The organism is Brevundimonas sp. KH_058 (assembly GCF_057838505.1).
In genome coordinates, this window is the sequence record NZ_CM174469.1 from 293,442 (window position 1) to 317,915 (window position 24,474).

The window sequence follows — 24,474 nt, forward strand, 5'->3', positions numbered from 1 at the left end:
GGCGGGCGCTCGCGTTTTCAAAGGATCAATAGGTGGCGGTGACGACGCGCAGCAACTGCGGCCGGTCGGTGAAATTCAGGCCGTAGTCCGTCTGGTCGCCGTTCCAAATGCGTTCGAAGACCCATTTGCCGGCGTCGTCGAAACGGCCCTCTTCGTAGCGGACGACCATGCGGCGCTTGCCGTCGGTCGAGGGCTTGGCGGCGAAGTCGATGCGGGCGCGGTGGGCCGTGACGATGAACTCGCCCGGCGCGACCTCGGCGATCAGGGCGCCGCCGTTGGGCTTGTCCGTACCCGGAACGTCGGCGAGCGGGCCGAGCCAGGTCCAGTCCGGCTGACCGAACTGCCAGCGGCGATAGCCGACGGTGGCGGTCCAGTCGCCCAGATCCAGCGTCTGGGAGGCGCGATCGTCGGGTTCGGAAACGCCCCAGACCTTGCCGGCGAAGGCGGCGCGCGCCCACACCCGCTGCCACGGCGCGATCAGGCGATAGGCGTCGCGGAACGGCGTCAGGGCCTTCTCGTCGACGACTGGCGCGCCCAGCGGATAGTTGGCATAGCCGGTGTAGTCGATGCCGAACGGCGAGAAGCCTATGCCGCCCCGGCCCAACACCGAGAACAGATAGCGGGCGTAGGGCGCGTCATTGCCCGTCTCGGCCACGAACAGGGCGTTGTCGGGCCGCGCATAGCGATCCAGATGGCCTTCGTAAGTGCGGGAATCGCGATTGTAGATGTCGGGGCTCAGCATAGCGATGGACGGCGCAGCCGCCTTCCAGACATCGAACACGGGCCAGACCGGGCCGCCCGAGGCATAGTTGGTGGGCGCGGTGCGCTCATGCGGATCGGGCAGCGCGGCGTTGACGTACATCGGCAGCGGATATTCGCGCAGGCCCGCCTCGGCGACCGTGTTGACGTAGGTTCCGATGGACCAGGCATGGAAGAACTCTTCCGCCTCTTCGCCGAAGACGGCGGACCAGGTTCCGGCCGCCCTGCCCGTCCGGTCCAGCAGGGCCTGGGGCACGGGGCCGTCGAAGGCGGCCTGGGCGGCGGGAGAATAGTCGCGCACCGAACCGTAGGTGCCGACCTCGTTCTCGGGCTGGGCCATGATGACGGTGCGCTGGCGCTCGTCGATCTGGCGGATATGGCGCATCAGGGCGGCGAAGGCGCGGGCGTCGGCGGCCAGCGTTTCATGTCCATAGGGCGACATGGCGTAGGATTCCGTCCCGTCCTTCTGGATCAGGTGCGGGAACCGCGTCGGGTTCAGCTTGACCCAGGCCGGCGCATATTTGGGCGAGGTGTTCTTCCAGGTGCCGAACCACAGGATGACCAGGCGCACGTCATTGCGACGCGCCTCCTGCACCAGATGATCGACGAAGGAAAAGTCGAACCGGCCCTCGACGGGCTCGATCTGCTCCCAGGCGATGGGAACCTGAACCGTATTGGCGCCCACGTAGCGGATCGCCGGCCAGGCCTCGACCAGGGGCGCGGGATAGTTGGTCGAGTTATTGACCTGGGCGCCGAGAATGGTGAAGGGCGCACCGTCGACCATCAGGGCGTGACGACCGTTCTGCTCGACCAGTTGCGGGATCGGCGACTGAGCAAGAACCGGCGAGGCCGCTGCGGCAACAAAGGCCGCCACGGACAGGGTTGCGGTCAATCTGCGTGCGAAAAGGCCCATCGCCGCCTCCCAACGTCGACAAGAAAAACAATCGGGGCGCCGACGACTGCCGACGCCCCGCAAGATCAGACCGGGATCAGAAGGCGGCGCGAAGCACCACCGCGACCCGGCGATCGGTATCCACCCAGTTGTACGGCGGCTTGCGGGTCTCGTTGCCCACCTTCAACACGGTCCGTTCGTTCAGAATGTTGGTCGATTGGATGCCGATCTTAACGCGCGAAGTCAGGTTGTAGAAGATCGAGCCGTCCAGCTGGCCATAGTCGCTGGCCCATACCGGGGCGTTGATGTTCGCCGCCGAGGTGGTCATCAGATACTCCTCGCGCCAGTTGTAGGCGAGGCGCGCCGAAATGCCGTATTTCTCATACAGAAGCGCGGCATTGTAGCTGGTCCGCGACAAACCTTCGAGCGGCAGAACGGCGCTGGCTCCGGCATTCTGGTCGCCGCTGAGGATGTCCTGGCTGGTATTCCGTCCACCGCTGCTGTCGACGTAGGTGAAGTTGGCCTGGACGCCCAGTCCGCTGAGCGGCCCTGGCAGGAAGTCGTAGAACTGCTGATAGGCCAGTTCGAAGCCGTCGATCTTGCCCTTGTCGCCATTGGTGTAACGCGTGATCAAGAAGTCGTTGGTCACACCGCCATTGGTGAAGGTCTCGGTCGAGTTGCCCGAGAAGATGTAGTCCTTCAGATCCTTGTGGAAGGCGGCGAAGGTGATGCTTCCGGTCGGGGCGAAGTACCACTCCAGGCTGAAATCGTAGTTGGTCGATTTCAACGGCTCCAGGTTCGGGTTGCCGCCCGTGCCCGTATAGGGCGTCGTCGGGTTCAGGGTGACGCCGTCGGGCTGGAAGTTGATCGACAGATTGGTGAACGGCTGCAGCTGATACATCTCGGGCCGCAGGATGGCGCGCGACACGGCGAAGCGCGCCTGAAGCGTATCCGTCAGGAAGGCCCGCAGGTTCAGGCTGGGCAGGACGTTCGTGTATTCCTTGCTGATGTCGGATCCACCCAGCGGACCACCGTTCACGAATTGACGCGCTCGGTTGAAGGCGGTGCAGTCGGCGGCCGGATTGTTGGCCGGAGGGCAGGAGGTGGTGATCGACGGCAGGGTGATGATCCGGTTGGAATCCGTCTGGGTCTTGACGACGCGCAGACCGATGTTGCCATCCAGACCGCGACCGAAGAAGGCCGTGTCGTTGCCGAAGCGGGTATAGACGTAGGCCGCCTCGGTTTTCTCCTGCAGGTCCGTGACGCCGCCGTTACCGCTGCCCAGACGATACGTGCTGAAGTCATTGGATAGCGGCGTCCAACCCCAGCCCGAACTCTGGGTATTCTTCAGGACATCATAGGCATAGGCCGTACCCTGGTTGAGCAGGCCGGCGGTCGGGAACCAGGCGACGCCCGGAACGACCGTGTCGCCACGGAAGAAGTTGTCGAAGCGATACAGGGTCGAGGAGTCCACGAGGCGCGGGTCCTGCACGCCGCCGGGGAAGCCGGTGTCGTCCAGATAGACCACGGCGCCGCCGCCGTTGCCCCAATACTGGTTGGACAGCAGGCCCCAGTTATAACCGGTCTGGCGATTGGTGTAGTTCTTGTCTGTGGCACGGACGCCGAACTCGACCGAACGGAAGAAGTTGTTGTTCTGGAAGTCGTAGCGGGCGTCCAGGCGACCGGCCAGCTCATTGGCCTCGTTATCCTCGATGTGGTCCATTGCAGCGGCCCACCAATATTGCGACTTGTCTTCCATCGACCCGCCGGTGGAGGTGATGGTGGGCAGGTCTCCATCGATGGTGATCCGCATGTCAGGACGATCCTGCAACTGCGTGAAGGCGGTCATCGAATAGATTTTGGCCGTCGACTTCACATATTGCAGATCGCCGCTGAACGACCAGGCGCCGCCAGGCGTATATTTGAAATTCAGCGCGACATCGCCGGTCTTCTTGGTGTCGTCGCCGATACGGGTGTCAGTGTTGTAGTTGGCGTCGACGATGCTGCCCGACTTGAAGACGTTGTCGGCGTCATAGGAATAGGTCGAGTTGGGCGAGGCGATCGTCTCGGTGCCCATGGCGTATTCGACGTTGTAGGTGTCAGCCTGCGAACCCAGGGCCTGCAGGGTGAACAGCCATTGGTCATTGGGGCGCCATTGGGCGGCCAGCGCCACGGCGGTGCGCTTCTGCTCCCAGTCGATCGTGCGCCAGCCCATGTTCTTTGGAACATAGACGGTCTCGCCCGCCGTACCCGTGCCGTCCGCGCTGGCGTTGCCGGCGTTCAGGACGATAGGATCATAGCGGTCTGTGGAGATGCTGTCGGTGCGGTTGCCGACGTTGGAGACGCTGACGTTGGCCAGGAGGCCGAACTCGCCGAAGCGAGTGTCCCAACGGTCCGAGCCAATGACGCTGCCGGACCAGAAGCCTTTTTCCGACAGGTCGCCGTAGTTGTAGTCGGCGTTGACGGCGAACAGGCGGTCGGCGTTGTCGAACGGTACGCGGGTGCGCAGGTTGATCGTGCCGGCGATGCCGCCCTCGACCATGTTGGCGGCGACGTTCTTGTAAACATCCACGCCGGACAGCAGGTCGGCCGAGACATCCTCAAAGCTGAGGCCGCGACCGCTGGCGGCGGAGAAGATGTCGCGACCGTTGGTTTCGGAACGCACGCCCGACAGGCCGCGCACGAAGACACCGCCGCCTTCGGCAGCCAGACGGGCGGGGTCGCGGGCGGAGTTGGTGCGTTGCAGGGTGATGCCCGGGATACGTTGCAGCGCCTCGGACACCGAACGGTCCGGCAGGGCGCCGATATCCACGGCGGTCACCGAATCGACGATGACCTCGGAATTCTTCTTGATGGCCTGGGCCGAACGAAGCTGGGCGCGGATGCCGGTGACGACCACTTCATCGACCGTAGTCGCGTCATCCGATTGAGTCGGATTCTGTTGGGCCAACGCACCAGTCGGCAGCGTCGCCGCGACTGTAAGCAACGATGCTCCGCACAACAGAGCGACGCGACGCACGTGATTTTGACGAGACATGTGTCTCAGAACCTTCCTGCTGGTCGCGCCCGTCGCTTATTGGCGACTGGGGACGACATCCCTCCCGAAGTGAGGTCGTGCACCATTCGGTGTCATGACCACCTTTCAAGGATGCACAAGTTTTCATGCGTTGAAAAGTGTTTTCTGATAGCGCTACCACCGTAGCGCCTGGCCCGCTTTCGGCTAGGGTGCGATGAAGCATGATCGGCGAAAAGCCGGCGTCGGGAGGACAGGAATGAACGCACGGATAGGACAGGTGCGCCACGTCGCCATCGTCGGCGGCGGCACGGCGGGATGGATGGCTGCGGCCGCGCTGGGCCGGGCGTTCATGCGCCCGTCGGGTCTGGCGCTGAAGATCACCCTGATCGAATCCGAGGCCATCGGCACGGTGGGCGTCGGCGAGGCCACCATACCGCCCATCCGTCAGTTCGTGCAGATGGTCGGCCTGTCCGAAGAGGACTTCATCCGCTCCACGGCCGCGACCGCCAAACTGGGCATCGCCTTCAAGGACTGGACTGCGCCGGGTTCGGAATATTTTCACGGCTTCGGCGACTATGGCCCCACCGTCGCCGGACAGGCTTGGCGCCAATATCTGTTTCGCCTGAAGGCCGCAGGCAGAATCGACGGCCTGGACGCCTGGTCCATGCCCACCGCCATGGCCCGCGCCGGCAAGTTCGCCCCGCCGGTCGAGGACAGCCGTTCGGTGCTGTCCCACTATTCATACGCCTATCAGTTCGATGCCGGCTTGTTCGCGAGGCGGCTGAGAACGCTGTCGGAGACGCTGGGCGTCCTACGGCGCGAGGGACGGATCACGGGTGTGGATCGCGACGGCGAGACCGGCCTGGTGCGGGCTGTGACGCTGGAAGACGGGGGCGAGGTCGAGGCGGACCTGTTCATCGACTGCTCCGGCTTCAGGGGACTGCTGATCGAACAGGCGATGCAGGCCGGATACGAGGAGTGGACGCAATGGCTGCCGTGCGACCGCGCCGTCGCCGTGCCGTGCAGTTCGACCCTGGCGCCCGAGCCCATCACCACCGCCCGCGCCCGCGAGGCCGGCTGGCAATGGCGCATTCCGCTGCAGCACCGGGTCGGCAACGGCTATGTCTATTCCAGCGACCATGTGGACGACCAGACGGCGCTTGACGACCTGCTGGGTCAGATCGAATCGGAACCGCTGGCCGAGCCCAATCGCCTGCGATTCGTCACCGGGCGCCGGCGCGAAGCCTGGAAGGGCAATGTGGTGTCGCTGGGCCTGGCGTCGGGCTTCGTCGAGCCGCTGGAATCGACCAGCATCAACCTGATCCAGACCGGCATCGGCAGGCTGCTGGAGATGTTCCCCGACCGCAGCTTCGATCCGGCCCTGATCCGTGAATACAATCGGCGCTCGGCCCAGGAGTTCGAGCGCATCCGCGACTTCATCATCCTGCACTATCACCTGGCGGGTCGCGCGGGAGCGATGTGGGACCGATGCCGCGAGACGGCGCCGCCCGATACGCTGATGGAGAAGATCGAACTGTTCCGCGCGCGGGGCGAGATCGGGCTGCTGGAAGACGAATCCTTCCGCGAGGACAGCTGGACCGCCGTCTTCACCGGCCTGGGGACGTGGCCGAAACAGGCGTCGCCTCTGGCCTGTATCGACGACATCGACGGCATTGATCGCCAAGCGCGACAGTTCGCCCAGCTGATCGAACGCGCCGCCGCCGCTCTGCCCGCCCATTCCAACTATTTCACCGGTTACGCCCGATGCCCCCTGCCCCGCTGAAGCGCATCCTGATCGTCGGAGGCGGCACGGCCGGCTGGATGGCGGCGGCCGCCCTGTCGCACGTGACGCGGGGCACGGTGAAGGTCGAGTTGGTCGAGTCCGAGGCCATCGGCACGGTCGGCGTCGGCGAGGCGACCATCCCGCCGATCCTGTTGTTCAACCAGTTGCTGGGCATCGACGAGGACGCGTTCGTCCGCGCCACCCAGGCGACCTACAAGCTGGGCATCCAGTTCCATGACTGGTTCCGAAAGGGCGAGAGCTATTTCCACCCGTTCGGCGTCTATGGGACGCGGATCGATGCGGCGTCGTTCCACCAATACTGGTTGCGACTGAACAAGGCGGGGCTGGACGACGACCTGGGCGCCTATTCGGTCACGACCGTGGCGTCGCAGATGGGCCGTTTCACCCGCCCCGACAGCGATCCGCGCGGCGTGGCGTCCCAGATGACCTACGCCTTTCATTTCGACGCCGGCCTTTACGCCAAGTTCCTGCGTCAGCGCGCCGAGGCGCAAGGCGTGGTGCGCCATGAGGGCAAGATCGCCGACGTGGTGCTGCGCGACGGCGACGGCTTCATCCAGTCGGTGCGGCTGGATGACGGGCGCGAGCTGGAGGCGGACTTCTTCATCGACTGCTCGGGCTTCCGGGGCCTGCTGATCGAGGGGGCGCTGAAGACGGGCTATGAGGACTGGACTCACTGGCTGCCGGCCGACCGGGCGGTGGCCATGCCCTGCGCGCGCGTGGGCGACCCTACGCCCTATACCCAATCGACGGCGCTGGAGGCCGGATGGCGCTGGCGCATCCCGCTTCAGCACCGCACCGGCAACGGCTATGTCTATTGCAGCCCCTTCATCTCGGACGACGAGGCCCAGGCCAAGCTGCGCGCGTCTCTGGACGGCGAGGCCATGGCGGATCCGAATTTCCTGCGGTTCACCACCGGACGGCGTAAGAAGACCTGGAACAAGAACTGCCTGGCCCTGGGCCTGGCGTCAGGCTTCCTGGAGCCGCTGGAATCGACCAGCATCCATCTGGTGCAGTCCGGCATCTCAAAACTGCTGCTGCATTTCCCGGACACGGGCTTCGCCCAGGCCGACATCGACAACTACAACCGCCAAATGCAGGTCGAGGTCGAGCGGATCAGGGACTTCATCATCCTGCACTATCACGCCACGGCGCGGGACGATTCGCCCCTGTGGCGGCACGTGCGGTCCATGGACGTGCCCGAGACCCTGAAACAGAAGATGGATCAGTTCCGCAGCCGGGGCCGCGTCTTCCGTTATGACGACGAACTGTTCCAGGAGACGAACTGGATCGCCGTCCTCCTGGGCCAGGGGGTGGTCCCGGAACGCCACGATCCGATCACGGAAACCATCCCGCTGGATCACATCCGACAGCGGCTTCAACAGATGAAGGCGATGATCCGGCAGGGCGTGGAGCGGATGCCGACCCACGACGCCTTCATCGCGGCCCATGGGAAGGCGCCGCCGCTTCTATAGAGCGGCGACGCTCTCAGCGGGTCAGTGGTTGTCGCGCGGCAGGCCGAATTGGTCGATGATGCGGTGGTATTTGATGGCCGGTTCCAGCACGGCGCCGGTTTCCAGCTGACCGACAACCGCGCGCTGCATCTCCTGCCACGGCGTCTGCGAAGCGGGGTATTTGTAGCCGCCCGCCGCCTCGAACGCCTGGCGGCGCTCGGCCAGTTCCCCGTCCGGGATCAGGATGTCGGCGCGGCCGGTGTTCAGGTCGATGCGCACCCGGTCGCCGGTCTTCAGCAGGGCGATGTTGCCGCCCGCCGCCGCTTCCGGCGAGGCGTTCAGGATCGAGGGCGAGCCGGAGGTGCCCGACTGACGCCCGTCGCCGATGCAGGCCAGGGCGGTGACGCCCTTCTTGATCAGGTAGGACGGCGGCCGCATGTTCACGACCTCGGCCGCGCCCGGATAGCCGATGGGGCCGGCGCCGCGCATGAACAGCAGGGTCTGTTCGGTGATGCCCAGGCTCTCGTCGTCGATGCGGTGGTGATAATCCTCGGGTCCGTCGAACACGACGGCCGGGCCTTCGAAGGCGTTCAGGTCGTCGGGGTTGGACAGATAGCGTTCGCGGAACTCTGGCGAGATCACGCTCAGCTTCATGATGGCCGAGTTGAACAGGTTGCCGGTGAAGACGACGAAGCCGGCGTCGGTCTTCATCGGGGCGTCGAAGGTCTTGATGACGTCGGGCAGGACGATCTCGGCGCCCTTGCAGTTCTCGCCGATGGACTTGCCGGTGACGGTCAGGGCGTCCTCGTTGATCAGCCCCTGTTTCATCAGTTCGGCCATCACGGCGGGCACGCCGCCGGCATGGAAGTAATCTTCGCCCAGATAGTCTCCGGCGGGCTGAAGATTGACCAGCAGCGGCACGTGCAGGCCTTGCGTCTGCCAATCCTGCAGCGGCACATCGACGTGGGCGTGGCGGGCAAGCGCCGTCAGGTGGATCGGGGCGTTGGTCGAACCGCCGATGGCCGAGTTGACGACGATGGCGTTGTGGAAGGCTTCCCTTGTCAGGATGTCGGACGGCTTAAGGTCCTCGCGCACCATCTCCACGATGCGCAGGCCGGTCTGATAGGCGAACTGGGCGCGCTCGCGATAGGGGGCGGGAATGGCGGCCGAGCCGGGCAGCGACATGCCCAGCGCCTCGGCCAGCGAGTTCATCGTCGTCGCCGTACCCATCGTGTTGCAATAGCCGACCGACGGCGCCGACGAGGCCACCAGTTCGATGAAGCCGTCATAGTCGATCTCTCCGGCCGCCATCATCTGGCGCGCCTTCCAGATGATCGTGCCCGAGCCTGTGCGCTCGCCCTTGTGCCAGCCGTTCAGCATGGGGCCGACCGACAGGGCGATGGCGGGGATGTCCACGGTGGCGGCGGCCATCAGACAGGCGGGCGTGGTCTTGTCGCAGCCGATGGTCAGGACGACGCCGTCCAGCGGATAGCCGTAAAGGCTTTCGACCAGACCCAGATAGGCCAGGTTGCGGTCCAGGCCCGCCGTCGGGCGCTTGCCGGTTTCCTGGATGGGGTGGACCGGGAACTCCATGGCGATGCCGCCTGCCTCGCGGATGCCTTCGCGCACGCGTTCGGCCAGGACCAGGTGGTGGCGGTTGCACGGCGACAGGTCCGAGCCGGTCTGGGCGATGCCGATAATCGGCTTGTCCGACTGCAGCTCTTTGCGCGTTAGGCCGTAGTTCAGATAGCGCTCCAGATAGAGGGCCGTCATGTCCGGGTTTTCCGGGTTGTCGAACCAGGCGCGGCTGCGAAGTGTCTTGGTCATTGATCAGGTTCTCGGGCCGCGAGGACAATGCGGCATATAATATTACAAATCGTGCAGGCGCAGTTCAACCCGTGATCAGGTCCAGCCGCCGTCGACGACGTAATGCTGGTTGGTGATGGCCCCGGCTTCGTCCGAGCACATGAAGATGACGACGCGAGCTATGTCGTCGGGCACGAGCCGACGCTTCAGGCACTGGTTCTCGTTGATGTATTTGTCGGTCTCGGGCGTGACCCACAGCGCCAGCTGGCGCTCGGTCATGATCCAGCCGGGCGCGACCGCGTTCACGCGGATGCCGAAGGGGCCGAAGTCGCGGGCCAACGAACGGGTCAGGCCGATCACCGCCGATTTGGACGCCGTATAGGCGGGCATTCCACCCTGGCCGATGATCCAAGAGGTCGAACCCAGGTTGACGATCGCCCCCTTGCCCCTTGCCTGCATATCCGGCAGCACGGCTTGGGCGGCGAAGAACTGGTGCTTCAGGTTCACGGCCATGCGGCCGTCCCAATACGCTTCGGTCACCTCCAGCGTGGCGTGACGCTCGTCGTGGGCGGCGTTGTTGACCAGGATGTCGATGGGACCGAAGGCGCCGCGCACCGTGGCGAGCGCCGCCTTCAGCGCCGGAATGTCGGTCAGGTCGCAGGCGACGAACAGGGCGCCCTGCCCCAGCTCGGCTTGCAGCTTGGGACCGCGCACCGTGTCGATGTCCAGAAAGCCGACGCGGGCGCCCTGGGCGTGAAAGGCGCGGACGATGCCTTCGCCGATGCCCCCGGCGCCGCCGGTGACGATGACGGTCTTGTCTTTCAGGTCGGAGTAGATGGCGGCCATGATCGTTCGCGCGCCTCCCAGACGCCTCACCGTTGATCGGTGATTTGCAATCTTTCACAAATGAAAGTCGTTACCGTCCACAAAAATGGCGGTGGTCGGGGCCTCTGTCAACGAGGGAGTGAATCTCGCCCGGTCAGGCCTGGGAGACGGCGCCCATCTGTGTCGAGATGATCGTGGTCGCGCGCACCAGTTGGGCGGCGGCCTCGTCCTTGGTGCACAGCATGGGAGCCTGTTCGATAAAGGGGGTGATCAGGGTGGCGATCACGCCGTCCGACCCCATGATGGGCGCCACCAGATCGGTGACCCCCTTCACGAAATCGCTGGCCCGCTCGACGTAGGGGCCCTGGGTCATCGCCTTGGACCGACTGGCGAAGTCCTCCACCGCCTTGACGCCAAACAGGCCGATCAGGGTCTCTTGCAGATGCGCCCGCGCCCGCTCGTTGGCCCGCGAATAGAACATCAGGCCAGAGGTGGCGTGCAAGATGCTGCGCCGGTAACCGATGCGCACCGAATAGCCGAGGTCGCCCGGGCTCTCTATCCTGGCGATGACCACGATCTGATCGCCCGACGGCACCACAAGGTGGCAGGACTGCATGGTGCCAGACGCCAGATCCCGCATGGCCGGCATGGCGACATCCACCAACGACTTGATCGGCGCCTGGGTCATGCCGAGGGTGAACAGGCGGTTGGTCAGGCGATAGCCGTCCGACGACTGTTCGATATAGCCTCGGAACTCCAGCACCTGGATCATGCGGAACAGTTCGCTGACCGACCGGCCCAGGGTGACCGACATCTGCGACGGCGTCATCGCCTCGCCCTGGGACGACAGCAGTTCGAGCACGTCCAGGCCCTTTTCGAGGGCGGGGGCGCGATATTTGCGGTCGTCGGTCGGATCTTGGTCGGTCATGAGAATCCTGTGGCGAGGTCCATAGGCTAACGGCGGCGCTCGCCTCGGTGAAGCCTGCGGCGCAAGCGAGATTACATTATCGCGGGTGAAATCGCTACGCACATATAAAAAGCCGTTGCGACAGACTGACGCCTAACCTAGGCTTCTGCGCGAGCCCGAACCAAAGGGCCATGTGGGGGAATGCACCATGTCGCTTGCGGGCATCGATCTGGCGATCCTGGCGATCTACGCCATCTTCATCTTCGGCCTGGCCCAGTGGGTCTCGCGCACCAAGAAGGGCGAGCAGAAGACCTCCACCGACTATTTCATGGCGTCCAAGAGCCTGCCCTGGTGGGCCATCGGCGCCTCGCTGATCGCGGCCAACATCTCGGCCGAACAGATCATCGGCATGAGCGGATCGGGCTATGTGATCGGCCTGGGCATCGCCTCCTATGAATGGATGGCGGCGCTGACCCTGTTGATCGTGGGCAAGTTCTTCCTGCCGATCTTCCTGCGCAACGAGATCGTGACCATGCCGCAGTTCCTGCAGCAGCGGTACGGACCGACGATCCGCAACGTGATGGCCGTCTTCTGGCTGCTGCTCTACGTTTTCGTCAACGTGACCTCGATCCTGTGGCTGGGCGCCATCGCCGTCCACACCGTGACCGGATTCAACCAGGATTACGCCATCGTCGCCATCGGCGTCTTCGCCCTGGCCTATCAACTGTGGGGCGGTCTGAAGGCCGTGGCCCTGACCGACATTGTGCAGGTGGCCCTGCTGGTCTGCGGTGGTTTGATCATCGGCTTCATCGCCCTGTCGACTATCGGCGGCGCGGGCGGCGCCGTCGCCGGCTTCCAGACCCTGCTGACCGAGTTCCCGGACAAGTTCGACATGATCCTGTCCAAGGACAATCCCCACTATCAGGAACTGCCGGGCATCGCCGTGCTGCTGGGCGGGCTGTGGGTCATGAACATCAGCTACTGGGGCTTCAACCAGTACATCATCCAGCGGGCGCTAGCCGCCAAGTCGCTGCCGGAAGCGCAGAAGGGCATCGCCTTCGCCGCCTATCTGAAGCTGCTGATGCCGGTGATCGTGGTGCTGCCGGGCATGGCCGCCCTGATCCTGGCTCCCAACCTGTCGGCGCCGGACCAGGCCTATCCAACGATGATGAACCTGCTGCCGGTGGGCCTGAAGGGTCTGGTGTTCGCGGCCCTGATCGCCGCCATCATCGCTTCGCTGGCGTCCAAGGTGAACTCGATCTCGACCATCTTCACCCTGGACCTGTACGCCAAGATCAGGAAGGATACGCCCGAGCATCAGTTGGTCACGGTCGGCCGTATCGCCGCCGTCGCCGCCGTGGTCATCGGCATCCTGACCGCCCGCCCGCTGCTGGGCGGGTTCGACCAGGCGTTCCAGTTCATCCAGGAGTTCACCGGCTTCTTCACCCCCGGCATCGTGGTCATCTTCATGCTGGGGCTGTTCTGGAAGCGTGCATCGGAAGCAGGCGCCCTGACCGCCGCCATCGGTTCAGTCGTGCTGTCGGCCATCTTCTGGTGGCTGCAGGAGACGGGTCAGTTCATCTTCCCGTTCATGAACCGGGTCGCGGTGGTGTTCGTCGTCTCGCTGATCGCGGCGGTGATCGTGTCCCTGCTGGTCCCGGCCAAGCCCGACGCGATGAAGATCAAGCTGGACAAGATCAGCTACAAGACCTCGTGGGGCTTCAACCTGGCCGGGGTCGGCGTGATCGCCTTCCTGATCCTGGTCTATTCGATCTGGTGGTGAGGTGAGCGGTGCGCGCCTCATCGGAGTCGACTGGGGCACCAGCAATCTGCGCGTCATGCGGATCGCCGAGGGCGGCGCGGTGCTGGACAGCCGTTCCGACCCTCGTGGTGCGGGCGGCCTGACGCCGGATCGGTTTCGCGGCGTACTGGACGAGGTCGCCGGCGACTGGCTGAACGACGGCCTGCTGGTCCTCGTCAGCGGCATGGCCGGGGCGCGGGGCCGGTGGCGCGAGATGGCCTATCTGCCCTGCCCGGCCGGCGTCGCGGACCTGGCGACGGCCGTGGCCAGCCCTGACGACGCGCCCCACGTCTCCATCGTGCCCGGCGTCGCCGTGTTCGAGGACGGCCGCCTTCAGGACGTGGTGCGTGGCGAGGAGACCCAGGTCTTCGGCCTGGACGCACCGGACGACGCGGTGGTCGTCGGCCCCGGCACCCACAGCAAATGGATCCGCACCGCAGGCGGCCGGATCACGGGCTTTCGCACCTTCATGACCGGCGAACTGTTCGCTGCCATCCGCAAGGGCACCATCCTGGGCGCCGACATGGGCGATCCCGGCGTGGACGACCACGCCTTCGCGGCCGGTGTGGAGCGGGCCTTACGCGATCCCGCCGTCACCGCCGCCCTGTTCTCGGTGCGGGTCGAGGGCCTGGCCGGACGCCTTTCGCCCGCGTCGGCGGCCGACTATCTGTCGGGCCTGCTGATCGGGGCCGAGGTTGCGGCGCAGGTCGATGCGAACCATCGCCCCGTCATCCTGATCGGCGCCGAGGCCCTGAGCCGCCGCTATGCCGCCGCCCTGAAGCTGGGCGGTTTCCACGACGTCCGCATCGCGGACGGCGCCGCCGCCACGGCCAAGGGTCTGTGGCGCATTCACGAGGCCGTATCCCGATGATCCCAGTTTCCATCGAAAGCCTGGACGCCCTGCCGCTGATCGCCATCCTGCGGGGCCTCACGCCCGACGAAGCGGTGGACGTGGGCGAAGCCATCATCGCCGCAGGCTTTCTCTGCCTGGAAGTACCGCTGAACTCGCCCGAGCCGCTGGAGAGCATTCGCCGCCTGCGTCAGGCGCTGGACGGCCGCGCCCTGGTGGGCGCCGGCACGGTGCTGAACATCACGGCAGCCCGCGAGGTCGCAGAGGCCGGTGGCCAGCTGATCATCTCGCCCAACACCAACACCGACGTGATCCGCGAGACCAAGACCCTGGGCCTGCTGTCCCTGCCCGGCTTCTTCACACCGTCCGAAGCCTTCGCCGCCCTGGACGCCGGCGCCGATGCGTTGAAGCTGTTCCCCGCCGAGATCGCCGGTCCGAAGGGACTGAAGGCCGTTCGCGCCGTCCTGCCCGCCGCCACGCGCGTCTATCCGGTCGGCGGCGTCGATCCCGACAGCATGGCCACATGGCTGGGCGCCGGCGCATCGGGCTTCGGCATCGGCTCGGCCGTGTTCAAACCGGGTCAGACCGCCGATCAGGTCGGTCGGCAGGCGGTTCAGTTCGTAACGGCGTGGAACGCGGCGCAGACGGCGCAGGCCTAGTCGCGTCCTTGCGCTGGCTCGACACCTCGGTCGAGGCCCAGCGGTCCCACATCTGGAAATAGAGACCGTAGTTGCCGTTGAACCGCTTGTGATGGGCGTCATGGTGGGTGGCGGTGATCAACCAGCTCAGCGGCGCGCGCCTCAGCCAGGACGCGGGCCAGACCTCGCGGCCGGCGTGGTTCAACACGGCCGTGGCGGTCATCAGGGTCAGCAGCGCCAGGGCCATGCCCCAATGGATCGGCACGAACAGCGCCAGGGCCGGCAGGAACCAGGCGGTGGCGACGGCCTCGGCCGGGTCGAAAGCGAAGGAGGCGAAGGCGCTGGGGTCGCGCGACCGATGATGTTCGGCATGGGCCCACGGGAAGATGCGCGGGTGATGCAGCCCCCGGTGGACCCAATAATAAAAGGCGTCGTGCGCCAGCATATAGACGACGAAGCTGACCGGCAGCCACCACAGCGGCAAGGCGTGAACATCGCCATAGATCGCCGTCCCGCCCCGCTTCCAAAGCTCCAGCACCAGGGCGGCCGGCAAGGCGTAGATCGGGCAGGAGATCAGCGAGGCGATAACTTCGGCGCGGATGCGTTTCGCGGACGGCGCCTTGTGGTTCAGCTGACGCCCCCGCCCCGACCCCGCCCACAGCAGCCAGTGGGTCAGAACGCCGACCAGCAGGTAGCGCACGCCGATGATCAGGCTGAGCGCGAAGGTGGTGACGAGCAGGTCCATCAGCATGGGCGCACAGACGGCCAAACAGACCGTGGGGTCAAGTCGTGGCGGGCGCGGTTCAAACCGCCTATGATGCGCCCATGTCTCTGCCGGTGATGATCCTGCTGTTCGTTGTGACCGTCTTCGGGATGGAGGCGTTCGCCTGGGCCATGCATCGCTACGTCATGCACGGCCTGCTGTGGACCTGGCATCGCAGCCACCACGAGCCGCACGACAATGTCCTGGAAAAGAACGACCTGTTCGCCGTGGTGTTCGCCGCCCCGGCGATCGTGCTGATCGCGCTGGGCCTGCATGTCTGGGCCTGGGCCTTGCCGATCGGCCTGGGGGTCACCGCCTATGGGATGGTCTATTTCTTCTTCCACGACGGACTGGTGCATCGGCGATTCCCGACAGGGATCGACGGGCGCTCAGGCTTCTGGACGCGGCGCATCCAGGCCCACCGGCTGCATCACGCGGTGCGGACGAAAGAAGGCTGCGTCTCGTTCGGCTTTCTGTGGGTGCGGTCGGCGCGGGCGCTGAAGGCCGAACTGTCTCAGAAGCGCGGCTCTTCCAGCAACGGCGCCTGAGCCAGGGCGGCGAGGTCCGCCGATCCGGTGCAAAAACAGGCCAGCCGCAGTTGGGCCGCCATCAGATCCAGATGGTCGACCACCGCCTCGGTCGAGGTCAGCGCCGCCTCCAGCACCCCGGCCGCCTGACCGACCAGGCAAGCGCCCAGCCGAATGGCGCGCGCCGCATCCAGCCCGTCGCGGATCCCGCCCGACCCGATCAGATCCAGCTCTGGCACGGTCTGGGCGCAGTCCCTCAGGCTGCGGGCCGTCGGTACGCCCCAACCGGCGAAGGGCGCGGCCAGGGCCTCGGCCCGGCCGCCCGTCGCCCGCGCGCCCTCGATCAGGCCCCAGTTGGTCCCGCCCGCCCCCGCCACGTCGAGCGCCGCGACGCCCATGTCCGCCAGGCGACGCGCCACCGCGCCCGACAGGCCGGCCCCGGTCTCCTTGACGATTACCCGGCCGGGAAAGGCGGCGGCGATCTGTTCCACGCCGCGCGCGACGCCGCGCCAGTCGCGATCGCCCTCGGGCTGGACCCCTTCCTGCAACGGGTTCAGGTGAAGGATCAGCGCGTCGGCGCCGATCATCTCCATGGCGCGTCGCGCCTCGTCCACGCCATAGCCCAGGGCGAACTGCACGGCGCCCAGATTGGCCAGGATCATCGCATCGGGCGCCCGGCGGCGCAGGTCCAGCCCCAGGCCGGCGCCGCCGTCCGTCTCCAACGCCACCCGTTGCGACCCGACGGCCAGGACGACGCCCATGGCCTGGGCCGCCTCGGCGAGCCGCGCATTGACCGCCTCGGCCCGCGAAGGACCGCCGGTCATCGAACTGATCAGGAAGGGCAGCGCCACGTCCCGCCCCAGGAACCGGGCCGAAAGGTCAATGGCGTCGTGATCCAGATCCGGCAGGGCGTCGTGGACGAACCGCACCGCCTCCAGCCCCGACGTCGTCTGGCTGACGCCGCGCCCGGCCCGGACATGGTCGATGTGCTCGTCCTTGCGCCGGATCAGGGCGTCGGCGGCGGTGGGCATCGGAAACGGCTCCTGGCGGGTTGCATCCGACGCGGTCGTGATGCCTGATGAGATCATAGAGGTTCGGATCGCCGTCGCAACGCGACGGTCAGGCGACACCAGGAGACCTGTATGGCGATCGTCGGCGCAAGGCCCCAGCCGCCTCTGGCATGCGATCCTTGCGCGCCCGACGAACTGCGCCTGCGGGTCCAGTCGCGCCTGACCGAACTGGCGCCGTCGCCCGACAGTCTGCTGTCCCTGGCGGCGCGTGAGGCCTTGCTGGGACAGGGAAAACGGGTTCGGCCGGTGCTGGCCATGCTGGCCGCAGCCCATGTGGGCGGGCGTCCCGACGATGCGCTGGATTACGGCTGTGCCCTGGAGATGGTCCATGCAGCGTCGCTGGTGCTGGATGATATGCCCTGTATGGACGATGCGGTCCTGCGGCGGGGTCAGCCGACGCTGCATCGTCGCCACGGCGAGGATGCAGCCGTGCTGGCGGCGGTGGCCCTGCTGAACCAGTCCACCCGCCTGATCCTTCAAAGCCGACTGCCGGCCGAAACGCGGGTGGCCACCCTGGACCTTTTGACGCAGGCCGTCGGTTTCGACGGTCTGGCCGAGGGGCAGATGCGCGACCTGCGCGACGACGCGCGAGAGCGGGACGCCGTGGCCCTGCGTCAGATCAACGACCTGAAGACCGGCGCCCTGTTCGTGGCGACGGTGCGCGGCGGCGGCCTGCTGGGCGGCGGCGACGCCGACGACCTGGCCCGGCTGTCGGCCTTCGGCGAGGCGGTGGGTTTCGCTTTTCAGCTTTATGACGATCTGCTCGACGCCTGTTCGACGACGGGCGCGGTCGGCAAGGACGTGGGCCAGGATCAGGACACGACCACCTTCGTCGATCTGTGGGGCGAAGGGCGCGTCCGCGCGGCGGTGCGCCAGTCCCTGTCCAGGGCGGCCGAGGCGGTCGGCCACGACAGCCCTCTGTCCCTCTATGTCCTCGACCTCTTCCAGCAGGCCGATCTTGGGATCTAGCGTCGCGCCGGCGCTGGTCCTGGACGGAATAGAGGCCGGCTATGACGGCCGGCCGGTGCTGCGCGATTTCAGCCTGACCGTGAATGCGGGCGAGGTTTATGCCTTGCTGGGCGCGAACGGCGCGGGCAAGTCCACGGTGGCGCGCGTCGCCTGCGGCCTGTTGCCCGTGCGCCGGGGGCGTGTGGGGGTGGGCGACGGAACCCAGGCGCGCGCACGCATCGGTCTGGCCCCCCAGGACAGCGCCCTGTTTCCCGCTCTGTCGCCGCGCGAGAATGTCGAGGTGACGGCGCGGCTGTGCGGAGTCGCGCGCGACGACCGTCGCGCGGCTGTGGATCGTGCTCTCGATCTGACCGGCTGCGGCCCCCGCGCGGATCAGCCGGTGCGCACCCTGTCCGGCGGATGGCGACGACGCGCGAACCTGAGCGCCGCCCTGGTCGGACAGCCCCGATTACTGATCGCGGACGAGCCAACGGAGGGGGTGGACGCCGGCACGCGCGGCGTCCTGTCCGCCGCCCTGCGTGAGACGGTGAAAACGGGCGCCGGCTGCCTGTTGATCAGCCACGACGCGGTCTTCGTGTCCGATACGGCCGACCGGATCGGCGTGCTGGCCCAGGGTCGGCTGTTGGCGGAAGGCGCGCCGAACGTGCTGTTGCACCAGGCGTTCGGCGCGGCGCGGCTGCTCAGCGTCCGCTTGACGCGGCCGGCCTCGGACGCCGCCGCCCAATGGTTCGCCCAGGCGGGACTTGCACGGGCCGACGACGGGCTGGAGTGGCGTCGCCTCTTCGACGATGCGCTCGCCGTCGCCCAGACCTTGGCGCCCGTGGTCGATGGTGAGGCCGGAGAAATCGCGGTTCGCCGGCCGGGGCTGGACGATCTGGTCGCGCATCTGTCGGGGGCCTCGTCATGATAGCCGTGGCGGGCGCCTGGGCCAGGGGCTTCTGGCGTGACCGGGCCGGGGTGGTGCTGACGCTTCTGCTGCCGCCCCTGGTCTATCTGCTGTTCGCGGCCATCTTCGGCGCGGGCGCGCGGGGCGAGATCGACACCTCGGTAGTCATGCACGATGCGGCCCGCACACCGGCGACTGTGGCGATGCACGACGCCCTGGCGCGCGACATGGGCGCCCGTCTACGCACGGTCGAGGACGCGGGCGAGCTGGAGCGCGCGGTGATCGACGGACGCGCCGATGCGGGCATCCTGATCCGCCCCTCGGCCGGACACCCGCCCCATGTCGTGGTCGTGTCCGCCGCCGGTCGCGACGTGGCGGCGGCGGCGCTTCAGGCGCGGCTGGAACCGATGGCGGCGGCCCTGTCCGGCCGGGTCGCACCGCCCACCGCGCGCGTGGCGACGGTGCAGGTCGGGCCGACCGGCGATGTCCAGGCCGCCTATTACGCCGGTGCAGTCAGCGTCATGTTCGTCTTCTTCGCCGCCATGCACGGGGCCATGGGCGGACTGGACGAGCGGCGTTCGGGCCTGCAAGCGCGGCTGGCCCTGGCGAGAGGCGGCCTGGCGCCGATCCTGGCCGGGCGTGCGGCGTGGCTGACGGTCGTGGGGGTGATGCAGTCAGCCGCCGTCTTCGTCGCGGCCTGGACGAAACTGCCCGACCTCGCGCCATGGCAGGCGGCGGCGGCCGCAGTGACGGCCCTGCTGGTCGGCTTCTCGGCGGCGGGCCTGGCTTTGGCGCTGACGGCGGCCTGTCGATCCCGCGAACAGGCCCAGCCGTTGACCACCTTCGTCGTTCTGCTGCTGGCGGCGCTGGGCGGGTCGATGGCGCCGCGCTTCCTGATGCCCGAGGCCTTCCGCGCCCTGGGCTGGATCACGCCGCACGCCTGGGCCATCGAGGCCTATCAGGCCGTGATCTGGCGAGCCGAATTCACGCCGGGCGTCGTCACCGGCTGGGCGGTTCTGGCCGCCCTCGGCGCGGCGGGCCTGGGAATCGCGCTTGTTCTGGAACGGCGGCGCGCGGCGCGCTGAACCCTCAGACGTGGGTCCACAGGGCCGGGCGCGGCGGCGGTTCACGCCAGCTGTCCAGCGTCTTGCACCACAGGGCGATCAGGCCCCCGCGACCCAGCAGCATCAGCTTACCCGTCTTGTCGACAGAGGCCCGTCCATCCCAGGCCGCCGGCCCGGCGCGCGAGACATGGCGACCGATCGACCGATAGACGCCGCGCGCCGTGGCGATGGCCCAGGCCGAACGTGGATTGAGATCCCGCAGACCCCAACGCGCTGAGGCGTAGAAGGGCTCGGCCGCCGCCACCAGACGCTGCGCTGTCTTCGCCACGGCGGCGCGGTGCTGGGGCTGATCGACCTGATCGCGAGGCACGCCGGCCTCGTCCAGCCAGGCGCCGGGCAGATAGACCCGCCCGCCCCGCGCATCCTCGACCACGTCGCGCGCGATGTTGGTCAGCTGGAACGCCAACCCCAGGTCCTGGGCGCGGCGCAGGGTGGGCGCGTCCTCGACCCCCATGATCCGGGCCATCATCACTCCGACCACGCCCGCCACGTGATAGGCATAGTCCAAGGTGTCCTCCAGCGTGTCGTAACGCCGTGCAACCACGTCCATCTCGAACCCGCGCAACAGGTCCATGGCCTCTTCGGCCGGGATGGAATGCCGATCCGCAACGCGCTGGAAGGCGGTGAAGACCGGGTCCGTCTGCGGCTCTCCGGCCAGGGCGGCCGTGGTGCGGGCACGCAGTTCAACCAGCTTTTTTCCCGCCAGCACCGGGTCGATGCCGACCGCGCCGTGGCCCAGCACCTGACCGTCGATCTCGTCGTCGCAATGCCGGCACCAGGAATACAGCATCCAGGCGTCGTCGCGGATCGCCGCCGGAAACAGGCGGGCGGCGGCGGCGAAGCTCTTGGAGCCCTGCTCCATCGACTGTCGGCTGTGGTCCAGGACGGCGTCGGTCATGCCGGCTGCCTCGCGTCTTCGATCATCAGGGCGGCCGTGGCCTTGGCCGAACCGACCACGCCGGGCACGCCCGCGCCGGGATGGGTGCCGGCGCCCACGAAATACAGGTTCGGGATCTGGTCGTCGCGATTGTGCACCCGGAACCAGGCGCTCTGGGTCAAAATCGGCTCAAGCGAGAAGGCCGAACCCTGGTGCGCGTTCAGCTGGTCGCGGAAATCGACGGGCGTGAAGATGCGGCAGGTGTCCAGGTCCGCCGTCAGGCCGGGGATGTAGCGTTCTTCCAGATAGGCCAGAATCCGGTCGCGATAACGCGGCCCCTCGACGTCCCAATCAATGTCGGCCGAGGCGAGGTGCGGCACGGGCGCCAAGACATAGAAGGCGTCGCAACCCTCAGGCGCCAGCGACGGATCGGTCCGCGTCGGCGCGTGCAGATACAGCGAGAAGTCGTCGGGCAGGTCCGGCCCCTTGAAGATTTCGGCGATCAGCTCGCGATAGCGTGGGCCGAACAGCACCGTGTGGTGGCGCACCTCCGGGTGAACCCGCTTCAGGCCGAAATAGATGACGAACAGCGACATGGAGTGGCGCCGCGACGCCAGCTTGGCGCCCTCCTTCTGGCCACGCGGTTCCTGGCACAGCAGGCGCTGATAGGTGTGAACCACGTCGGCGTTCGAGGCGACCATGTCGAAGGCCAGTTCCTCACCGCCTACCACAACCCCGGTCGCACGACCGCCAGCCATGGTGATCCGTTCGACCGGACTGTTCAGCCTGACTTCGCCGCCCAGGTCCTGAAGCAGGCGCACCATGGCCTGGATCAAGGCGCCGGTGCCGCCCCGCGGGAACCACACGCCCCAGCGCCGCTCCAGTGCATGGATCAGCGCATAGATCGACGAGGTCGCGAACGGATTGCCGCCGACCAGCAGGGAGTGGAAGCTGAACGCCTGGCGCAGGTGCTCGTCCTGAATGAAACTGGCGACCTTGTCATAGACCGACCGCCAAGCCTGAAGCCGCATCAGCTCGGGCGCCGCCTTGATCATGCTGGCGAAGTCCAGGAACGGCACGGCCCCCAGCTTCAGATAGCCTTCCTTCAGCAGGTCCTCGGAATAGGCCAGGAACTTGCGATAGCCCTCCTTGTCGGCCGGATTGCGCGCCACGATCTGGCGGTCCAGCTCGTCCTGATCGTTGACGTAGTCGAATACGTCGCCGTCTTCCCAGCACAGCCGATAGAAGGGCGCGACCGGCAGCAGTTCGACATAGTCCGACAGCTTGCGCCCGCTGGCCTCGAACAGCTCCTCCAGCGCCGACGGATCGGTGATGACGGTCGGACCGGCGTCGAAGGTGTAGCCCTTGTCCTTGAACACATAGGCCCGGCCGCCCGCCAGATCGCGCGCCTCGAAAACCGTGGTCTGGATGCCCGCCGACTGCAGCCGTATGGCCAGCGACAGCCCCCCGAAACCCGATCCGATCACTGCAGCCCGCATCACGCACGTCCTTTTTCGACCAGACAGGTCAGTGCGGCGCCGATCGGCACCGGGGGTTTTCCGCTGAGAATCCTCGCCTTGTCGGCGAGGGTGGATCCGGCGGCGTAGAAGCGTTCGATCAACGGCTGGGGCAGACGATAGAAACGCTCCAGCACCCTGTATCGTTCTTCGGGGCGCGCCGCGCGAAACAACATGCGATTCAGCAACCGATAAAAGCCTCGTCCGGCCCATACGTCGCCCGCATGGCGGCGGATGTCGGCGGCTAGGCTCGCGCCCTGAAAATCGCCCGCCAGACGATCGGCCAGACGCACGGCGTCGGGCAGGGAATAGCCGGTGGTGGGGTGAAACATGCCGGCGCGAAGGCCGCTCAACGCCGTCGGCCCCATCCGCGTCAGATGGGCGGCGATGTCGCCGTCCAGCGCCACGGGCAGGACGCCGTCCTCCTCCCTCAGCACCTCGTCGATGACCCACCCCTGCTGGGCCGCATAGTCCAGCACGCCCTTGCGGAACACGTCGCGATCCAGCTCGGCGCCGTCGGTATAGCGGGTGTCTTCGATCAACAGGGTCCGGTCATCGAACGGCAGGGTGTAGACGAAGCGATAGCCTCCCGCCTGATCGACGCGGGCGTCCATGACGATGGGCGCCGTCAGGCCGTGCGGCGCCGCCAGCCGAACCTCCAGCCCGACGAATTTCTGGAACCCTAGCGCCAGGTCCGGCGTGGCGACCGGCCCTCGCCCATCGATGACCGCCTTGGCCTTCAGCCGTCGTCCGTCGGCCAGGACCGCCTCGGTCTGGGACACCGACACAACCGGCGCCCCCAGCATGATGCGGCCGGGCAAGGCCGCGCCGACCACCGCCGCGAAACGTTCGGCCGTCACGCTGCGGTAGCCGGTGGACAGGCTACGCTCGAACTGGGGAAAATGGACCGCATAGCCGGGCCAGCGATGCACCACCAAGGAGTCGATCCAGGCCTGCTGCGCCGCCGTCAGGTCACTGTCGAAAAAGGACCAGGTGTGGACGCCGCCCAGCCTATCGGCCGCCTCGACGATGCGGACGTCAAGGTCGGGCCGAACCTGCGACAGGCGCAGCGCCAACAGACCGTTGGCGAGGCCGCCGCCGATCAGGAGGAGGTCCGGGCCAGAAGTGTCAAAGGCGTCGGCCTGCATTCCCGACAGGTGACACGCGGCGACGCAGGCGGCAAGCGAACAGGGTGCTTACGGGCGAACAGTGCGCTAGTGTCGCGCCATGTCCGCCGTCTCTCCTGCGTCCCGGATCGCCCCGAACCAGGCCCTGATCGGTCTGACGCTCGCCGGGATGATCGCGTCGGCCTGGCTGGTTCTGCACATCTACGGCGTCTATTTTCACCGTTGGACGGCGTGGAGCCTGCTGATCGCCCCGCTGATCGTCGCGATCCAGACCTGGCTGTCCGTCGGCCTGTTCATCGTCGCGCACGACGCCATGCATGGCTCGCTGGCGCCGGGCCGGCCCCGGCTGAACGTCGCGCTCGGCAGCCTGGCTCTGGGCCTCTACGCCGGTTTCCGGTTCACGCCGCTGAAGACCGCCCACCACGCCCATCACGCCGCGCCCGGCACCGCAGACGATCCCGATTTTCACGCCGCCGCGCCCCGCGCCTTCCTGGCGTGGTTCCACGGCTTCTTCCGCACCTATTTCGGCTGGCGCGAAATGGCTGTCCTGACCGTGCTGGTCTGCATCGCCGTCTTTGTCCTCGGCGCCCACGTCCCGAACCTGCTGGTCTTCTGGGCCGCCCCCGCCCTGCTCTCGGCGCTCCAGCTCTTCACCTTCGGCACCTGGCTTCCGCACCGCCACACCGACGACGCCTTCCCCGACCATCACAACGCCCGCAGCAGCCCGTTCGGCCCCCTCCTGTCCCTGCTGACCTGCTTCCACTTCGGCCGCCATCACGAGCATCACCTCACACCGTGGGAACCCTGGTGGCGGCTGTCGCGCCGGTCGCCTTCGTAGAGAAGTAAAACCCGAGCGGGAGACGCA

General features: G+C 66.9%; 20 protein-coding genes. 10 read left to right on the top strand and 10 right to left on the bottom strand.

Annotated elements, in window-relative coordinates:
• Nucleotides 1–25 precede the first annotated feature (25 nt).
• Both AC3ISA_RS01405 and AC3ISA_RS01410 read right to left on the bottom strand, forming a co-directional pair.
• The gene (locus AC3ISA_RS01405; protein WP_489179007.1) at nucleotides 26–1,672 is read right to left on the bottom strand and encodes a DUF5597 domain-containing protein; all 1,647 of its coding nucleotides are present in this window, start codon (nucleotides 1,670–1,672) and stop codon (nucleotides 26–28) included.
• A gap of 76 nt (nucleotides 1,673–1,748) precedes the next feature.
• The gene (locus AC3ISA_RS01410) at nucleotides 1,749–4,601 is read right to left on the bottom strand and encodes a TonB-dependent receptor (protein ID WP_489179008.1); all 2,853 of its coding nucleotides are present in this window, start codon (nucleotides 4,599–4,601) and stop codon (nucleotides 1,749–1,751) included.
• A 322-nt stretch (nucleotides 4,602–4,923) separates the two neighbouring features.
• Between AC3ISA_RS01410 and AC3ISA_RS01415 the strand changes: the two genes are divergently transcribed.
• Both AC3ISA_RS01415 and AC3ISA_RS01420 read left to right on the top strand, forming a co-directional pair.
• A complete protein-coding gene (locus tag AC3ISA_RS01415; RefSeq protein WP_489179009.1) occupies nucleotides 4,924–6,450 on the top strand; it encodes a tryptophan halogenase family protein in 1,527 nt (508 codons plus the stop codon).
• Entirely contained in the window at nucleotides 6,432–7,943 is a 1,512-nt protein-coding gene (locus tag AC3ISA_RS01420) for a tryptophan halogenase family protein (RefSeq protein WP_489179010.1), read from the top strand. Before AC3ISA_RS01415 ends, AC3ISA_RS01420 begins: the two co-directional genes overlap by 19 nt.
• Before the next feature lie 21 nt (nucleotides 7,944–7,964).
• Here the strand turns inward: AC3ISA_RS01420 and AC3ISA_RS01425 are convergent, their stop codons facing one another.
• The 3 genes from AC3ISA_RS01425 to AC3ISA_RS01435 all read right to left on the bottom strand — a co-directional run bounded on the left by AC3ISA_RS01425 (nucleotide 7,965) and on the right by AC3ISA_RS01435 (nucleotide 11,481).
• Nucleotides 7,965–9,749 (bottom strand): IlvD/Edd family dehydratase, encoded by a 1,785-nt coding sequence (locus AC3ISA_RS01425; RefSeq protein ID WP_489179011.1) that lies wholly within the window; start codon nucleotides 9,747–9,749, stop codon nucleotides 7,965–7,967.
• A gap of 75 nt (nucleotides 9,750–9,824) precedes the next feature.
• The gene (locus tag AC3ISA_RS01430; RefSeq protein ID WP_489179012.1) at nucleotides 9,825–10,574 is read right to left on the bottom strand and encodes an SDR family NAD(P)-dependent oxidoreductase; all 750 of its coding nucleotides are present in this window, start codon (nucleotides 10,572–10,574) and stop codon (nucleotides 9,825–9,827) included.
• Nucleotides 10,575–10,707: 133 nt separating this feature from the next.
• On the bottom strand, nucleotides 10,708–11,481 hold the full coding sequence (locus tag AC3ISA_RS01435) for an IclR family transcriptional regulator (RefSeq protein WP_489179013.1): 774 nt from the start codon (nucleotides 11,479–11,481) through the stop codon (nucleotides 10,708–10,710).
• Between the two features lie 187 nt (nucleotides 11,482–11,668).
• Here AC3ISA_RS01435 and AC3ISA_RS01440 point away from each other — a divergent pair, with 187 nt between their 5' ends.
• Genes AC3ISA_RS01440 through AC3ISA_RS01450 form a run of 3 tightly spaced genes read left to right on the top strand, consistent with a single transcriptional unit; the run spans nucleotide 11,669 to nucleotide 14,770 of the window.
• A complete protein-coding gene (locus tag AC3ISA_RS01440; RefSeq protein WP_489179014.1) occupies nucleotides 11,669–13,243 on the top strand; it encodes a sodium/sugar symporter in 1,575 nt (524 codons plus the stop codon).
• A gap of 1 nt (nucleotide 13,244) precedes the next feature.
• On the top strand, nucleotides 13,245–14,132 hold the full coding sequence (locus AC3ISA_RS01445) for a 2-dehydro-3-deoxygalactonokinase (RefSeq protein WP_489179015.1): 888 nt from the start codon (nucleotides 13,245–13,247) through the stop codon (nucleotides 14,130–14,132).
• Nucleotides 14,129–14,770 (top strand): 2-dehydro-3-deoxy-6-phosphogalactonate aldolase, encoded by a 642-nt coding sequence (locus AC3ISA_RS01450; protein ID WP_489179016.1) that lies wholly within the window; start codon nucleotides 14,129–14,131, stop codon nucleotides 14,768–14,770. Before AC3ISA_RS01445 ends, AC3ISA_RS01450 begins: the two co-directional genes overlap by 4 nt.
• Here AC3ISA_RS01450 and AC3ISA_RS01455 read toward each other — a convergent pair.
• A complete protein-coding gene (locus tag AC3ISA_RS01455) occupies nucleotides 14,682–15,494 on the bottom strand; it encodes a sterol desaturase family protein (protein ID WP_489179017.1) in 813 nt (270 codons plus the stop codon). The genes AC3ISA_RS01450 and AC3ISA_RS01455 overlap by 89 nt on opposite strands.
• Before the next feature lie 80 nt (nucleotides 15,495–15,574).
• On the opposite strand from AC3ISA_RS01455, the gene AC3ISA_RS01460 reads away from it, so the two are divergent.
• Nucleotides 15,575–16,060 (top strand): sterol desaturase family protein, encoded by a 486-nt coding sequence (locus tag AC3ISA_RS01460; RefSeq protein ID WP_489179018.1) that lies wholly within the window; start codon nucleotides 15,575–15,577, stop codon nucleotides 16,058–16,060.
• On the opposite strand, the gene fni is transcribed toward AC3ISA_RS01460, so the two are convergent.
• Nucleotides 16,027–17,070 carry a type 2 isopentenyl-diphosphate Delta-isomerase gene (gene fni, locus AC3ISA_RS01465; RefSeq protein ID WP_489179019.1) on the bottom strand — a complete coding sequence of 348 codons (1,044 nt, stop codon included), beginning with the start codon at nucleotides 17,068–17,070 and terminating at the stop codon, nucleotides 16,027–16,029. The genes AC3ISA_RS01460 and fni overlap by 34 nt on opposite strands.
• Nucleotides 17,071–17,181: 111 nt before the next feature.
• Between fni and AC3ISA_RS01470 the strand changes: the two genes are divergently transcribed.
• From AC3ISA_RS01470 to AC3ISA_RS01480, 3 genes are read left to right on the top strand one after another with little or no spacing between them, the layout of a single operon-like run.
• A complete protein-coding gene (locus AC3ISA_RS01470) occupies nucleotides 17,182–18,078 on the top strand; it encodes a polyprenyl synthetase family protein (RefSeq protein ID WP_489179020.1) in 897 nt (298 codons plus the stop codon).
• On the top strand, nucleotides 18,068–18,985 hold the full coding sequence (locus tag AC3ISA_RS01475) for an ABC transporter ATP-binding protein (RefSeq protein ID WP_489179021.1): 918 nt from the start codon (nucleotides 18,068–18,070) through the stop codon (nucleotides 18,983–18,985). Before AC3ISA_RS01470 ends, AC3ISA_RS01475 begins: the two co-directional genes overlap by 11 nt.
• Nucleotides 18,982–20,049 (top strand): ABC transporter permease, encoded by a 1,068-nt coding sequence (locus tag AC3ISA_RS01480; RefSeq protein WP_489179022.1) that lies wholly within the window; start codon nucleotides 18,982–18,984, stop codon nucleotides 20,047–20,049. The genes AC3ISA_RS01475 and AC3ISA_RS01480 overlap by 4 nt, the downstream gene beginning before the upstream one ends.
• A 4-nt stretch (nucleotides 20,050–20,053) precedes the next feature.
• On the opposite strand, the gene AC3ISA_RS01485 is transcribed toward AC3ISA_RS01480, so the two are convergent.
• From AC3ISA_RS01485 to crtY, 3 genes are read right to left on the bottom strand one after another with little or no spacing between them, the layout of a single operon-like run.
• Nucleotides 20,054–20,986: a phytoene/squalene synthase family protein gene (locus AC3ISA_RS01485; protein ID WP_489179023.1), complete on the bottom strand. Its 933-nt coding sequence runs from the start codon at nucleotides 20,984–20,986 to the stop codon at nucleotides 20,054–20,056.
• The gene (locus AC3ISA_RS01490; RefSeq protein ID WP_372695037.1) at nucleotides 20,983–22,464 is read right to left on the bottom strand and encodes a phytoene desaturase; all 1,482 of its coding nucleotides are present in this window, start codon (nucleotides 22,462–22,464) and stop codon (nucleotides 20,983–20,985) included. Before AC3ISA_RS01490 ends, AC3ISA_RS01485 begins: the two co-directional genes overlap by 4 nt.
• A complete protein-coding gene (gene crtY, locus AC3ISA_RS01495; protein ID WP_489179024.1) occupies nucleotides 22,464–23,630 on the bottom strand; it encodes a lycopene beta-cyclase CrtY in 1,167 nt (388 codons plus the stop codon). The genes AC3ISA_RS01490 and crtY overlap by 1 nt, the downstream gene beginning before the upstream one ends.
• Nucleotides 23,631–23,709: 79 nt before the next feature.
• Between crtY and AC3ISA_RS01500 the strand changes: the two genes are divergently transcribed.
• On the top strand, nucleotides 23,710–24,447 hold the full coding sequence (locus AC3ISA_RS01500) for a fatty acid desaturase (RefSeq protein ID WP_489179025.1): 738 nt from the start codon (nucleotides 23,710–23,712) through the stop codon (nucleotides 24,445–24,447).
• Nucleotides 24,448–24,474 lie beyond the last annotated feature (27 nt).

Excerpts from the sequence above, each read along its gene's own strand:
- AC3ISA_RS01450 (WP_489179016.1), top strand. The coding sequence starts at position 14,129 with ATGATCCCAGTTTCCATCGAAAGCCTGGACGCCCTGCCGCTGATCGCC.
- AC3ISA_RS01405 (WP_489179007.1), bottom strand. The coding sequence starts at position 1,672 with ATGGGCCTTTTCGCACGCAGATTGACCGCAACCCTGTCCGTGGCGGCC.
- crtY (WP_489179024.1), bottom strand. The coding sequence starts at position 23,630 with ATGCAGGCCGACGCCTTTGACACTTCTGGCCCGGACCTCCTCCTGATC.
- AC3ISA_RS01435 (WP_489179013.1), bottom strand. The coding sequence starts at position 11,481 with ATGACCGACCAAGATCCGACCGACGACCGCAAATATCGCGCCCCCGCC.
- AC3ISA_RS01480 (WP_489179022.1), top strand. The coding sequence starts at position 18,982 with ATGATAGCCGTGGCGGGCGCCTGGGCCAGGGGCTTCTGGCGTGACCGG.
- AC3ISA_RS01420 (WP_489179010.1), top strand. The coding sequence starts at position 6,432 with ATGCCCCCTGCCCCGCTGAAGCGCATCCTGATCGTCGGAGGCGGCACG.
- AC3ISA_RS01425 (WP_489179011.1), bottom strand. The coding sequence starts at position 9,749 with ATGACCAAGACACTTCGCAGCCGCGCCTGGTTCGACAACCCGGAAAAC.
- fni (WP_489179019.1), bottom strand. The coding sequence starts at position 17,070 with ATGCCCACCGCCGCCGACGCCCTGATCCGGCGCAAGGACGAGCACATC.
- AC3ISA_RS01460 (WP_489179018.1), top strand. The coding sequence starts at position 15,575 with ATGTCTCTGCCGGTGATGATCCTGCTGTTCGTTGTGACCGTCTTCGGG.
- AC3ISA_RS01430 (WP_489179012.1), bottom strand. The coding sequence starts at position 10,574 with ATGGCCGCCATCTACTCCGACCTGAAAGACAAGACCGTCATCGTCACC.
- AC3ISA_RS01440 (WP_489179014.1), top strand. The coding sequence starts at position 11,669 with ATGTCGCTTGCGGGCATCGATCTGGCGATCCTGGCGATCTACGCCATC.
- AC3ISA_RS01470 (WP_489179020.1), top strand. The coding sequence starts at position 17,182 with ATGGCGATCGTCGGCGCAAGGCCCCAGCCGCCTCTGGCATGCGATCCT.
- AC3ISA_RS01455 (WP_489179017.1), bottom strand. The coding sequence starts at position 15,494 with ATGGACCTGCTCGTCACCACCTTCGCGCTCAGCCTGATCATCGGCGTG.
- AC3ISA_RS01500 (WP_489179025.1), top strand. The coding sequence starts at position 23,710 with ATGTCCGCCGTCTCTCCTGCGTCCCGGATCGCCCCGAACCAGGCCCTG.
- AC3ISA_RS01485 (WP_489179023.1), bottom strand. The coding sequence starts at position 20,986 with ATGACCGACGCCGTCCTGGACCACAGCCGACAGTCGATGGAGCAGGGC.
- AC3ISA_RS01415 (WP_489179009.1), top strand. The coding sequence starts at position 4,924 with ATGAACGCACGGATAGGACAGGTGCGCCACGTCGCCATCGTCGGCGGC.
- AC3ISA_RS01490 (WP_372695037.1), bottom strand. The coding sequence starts at position 22,464 with ATGCGGGCTGCAGTGATCGGATCGGGTTTCGGGGGGCTGTCGCTGGCC.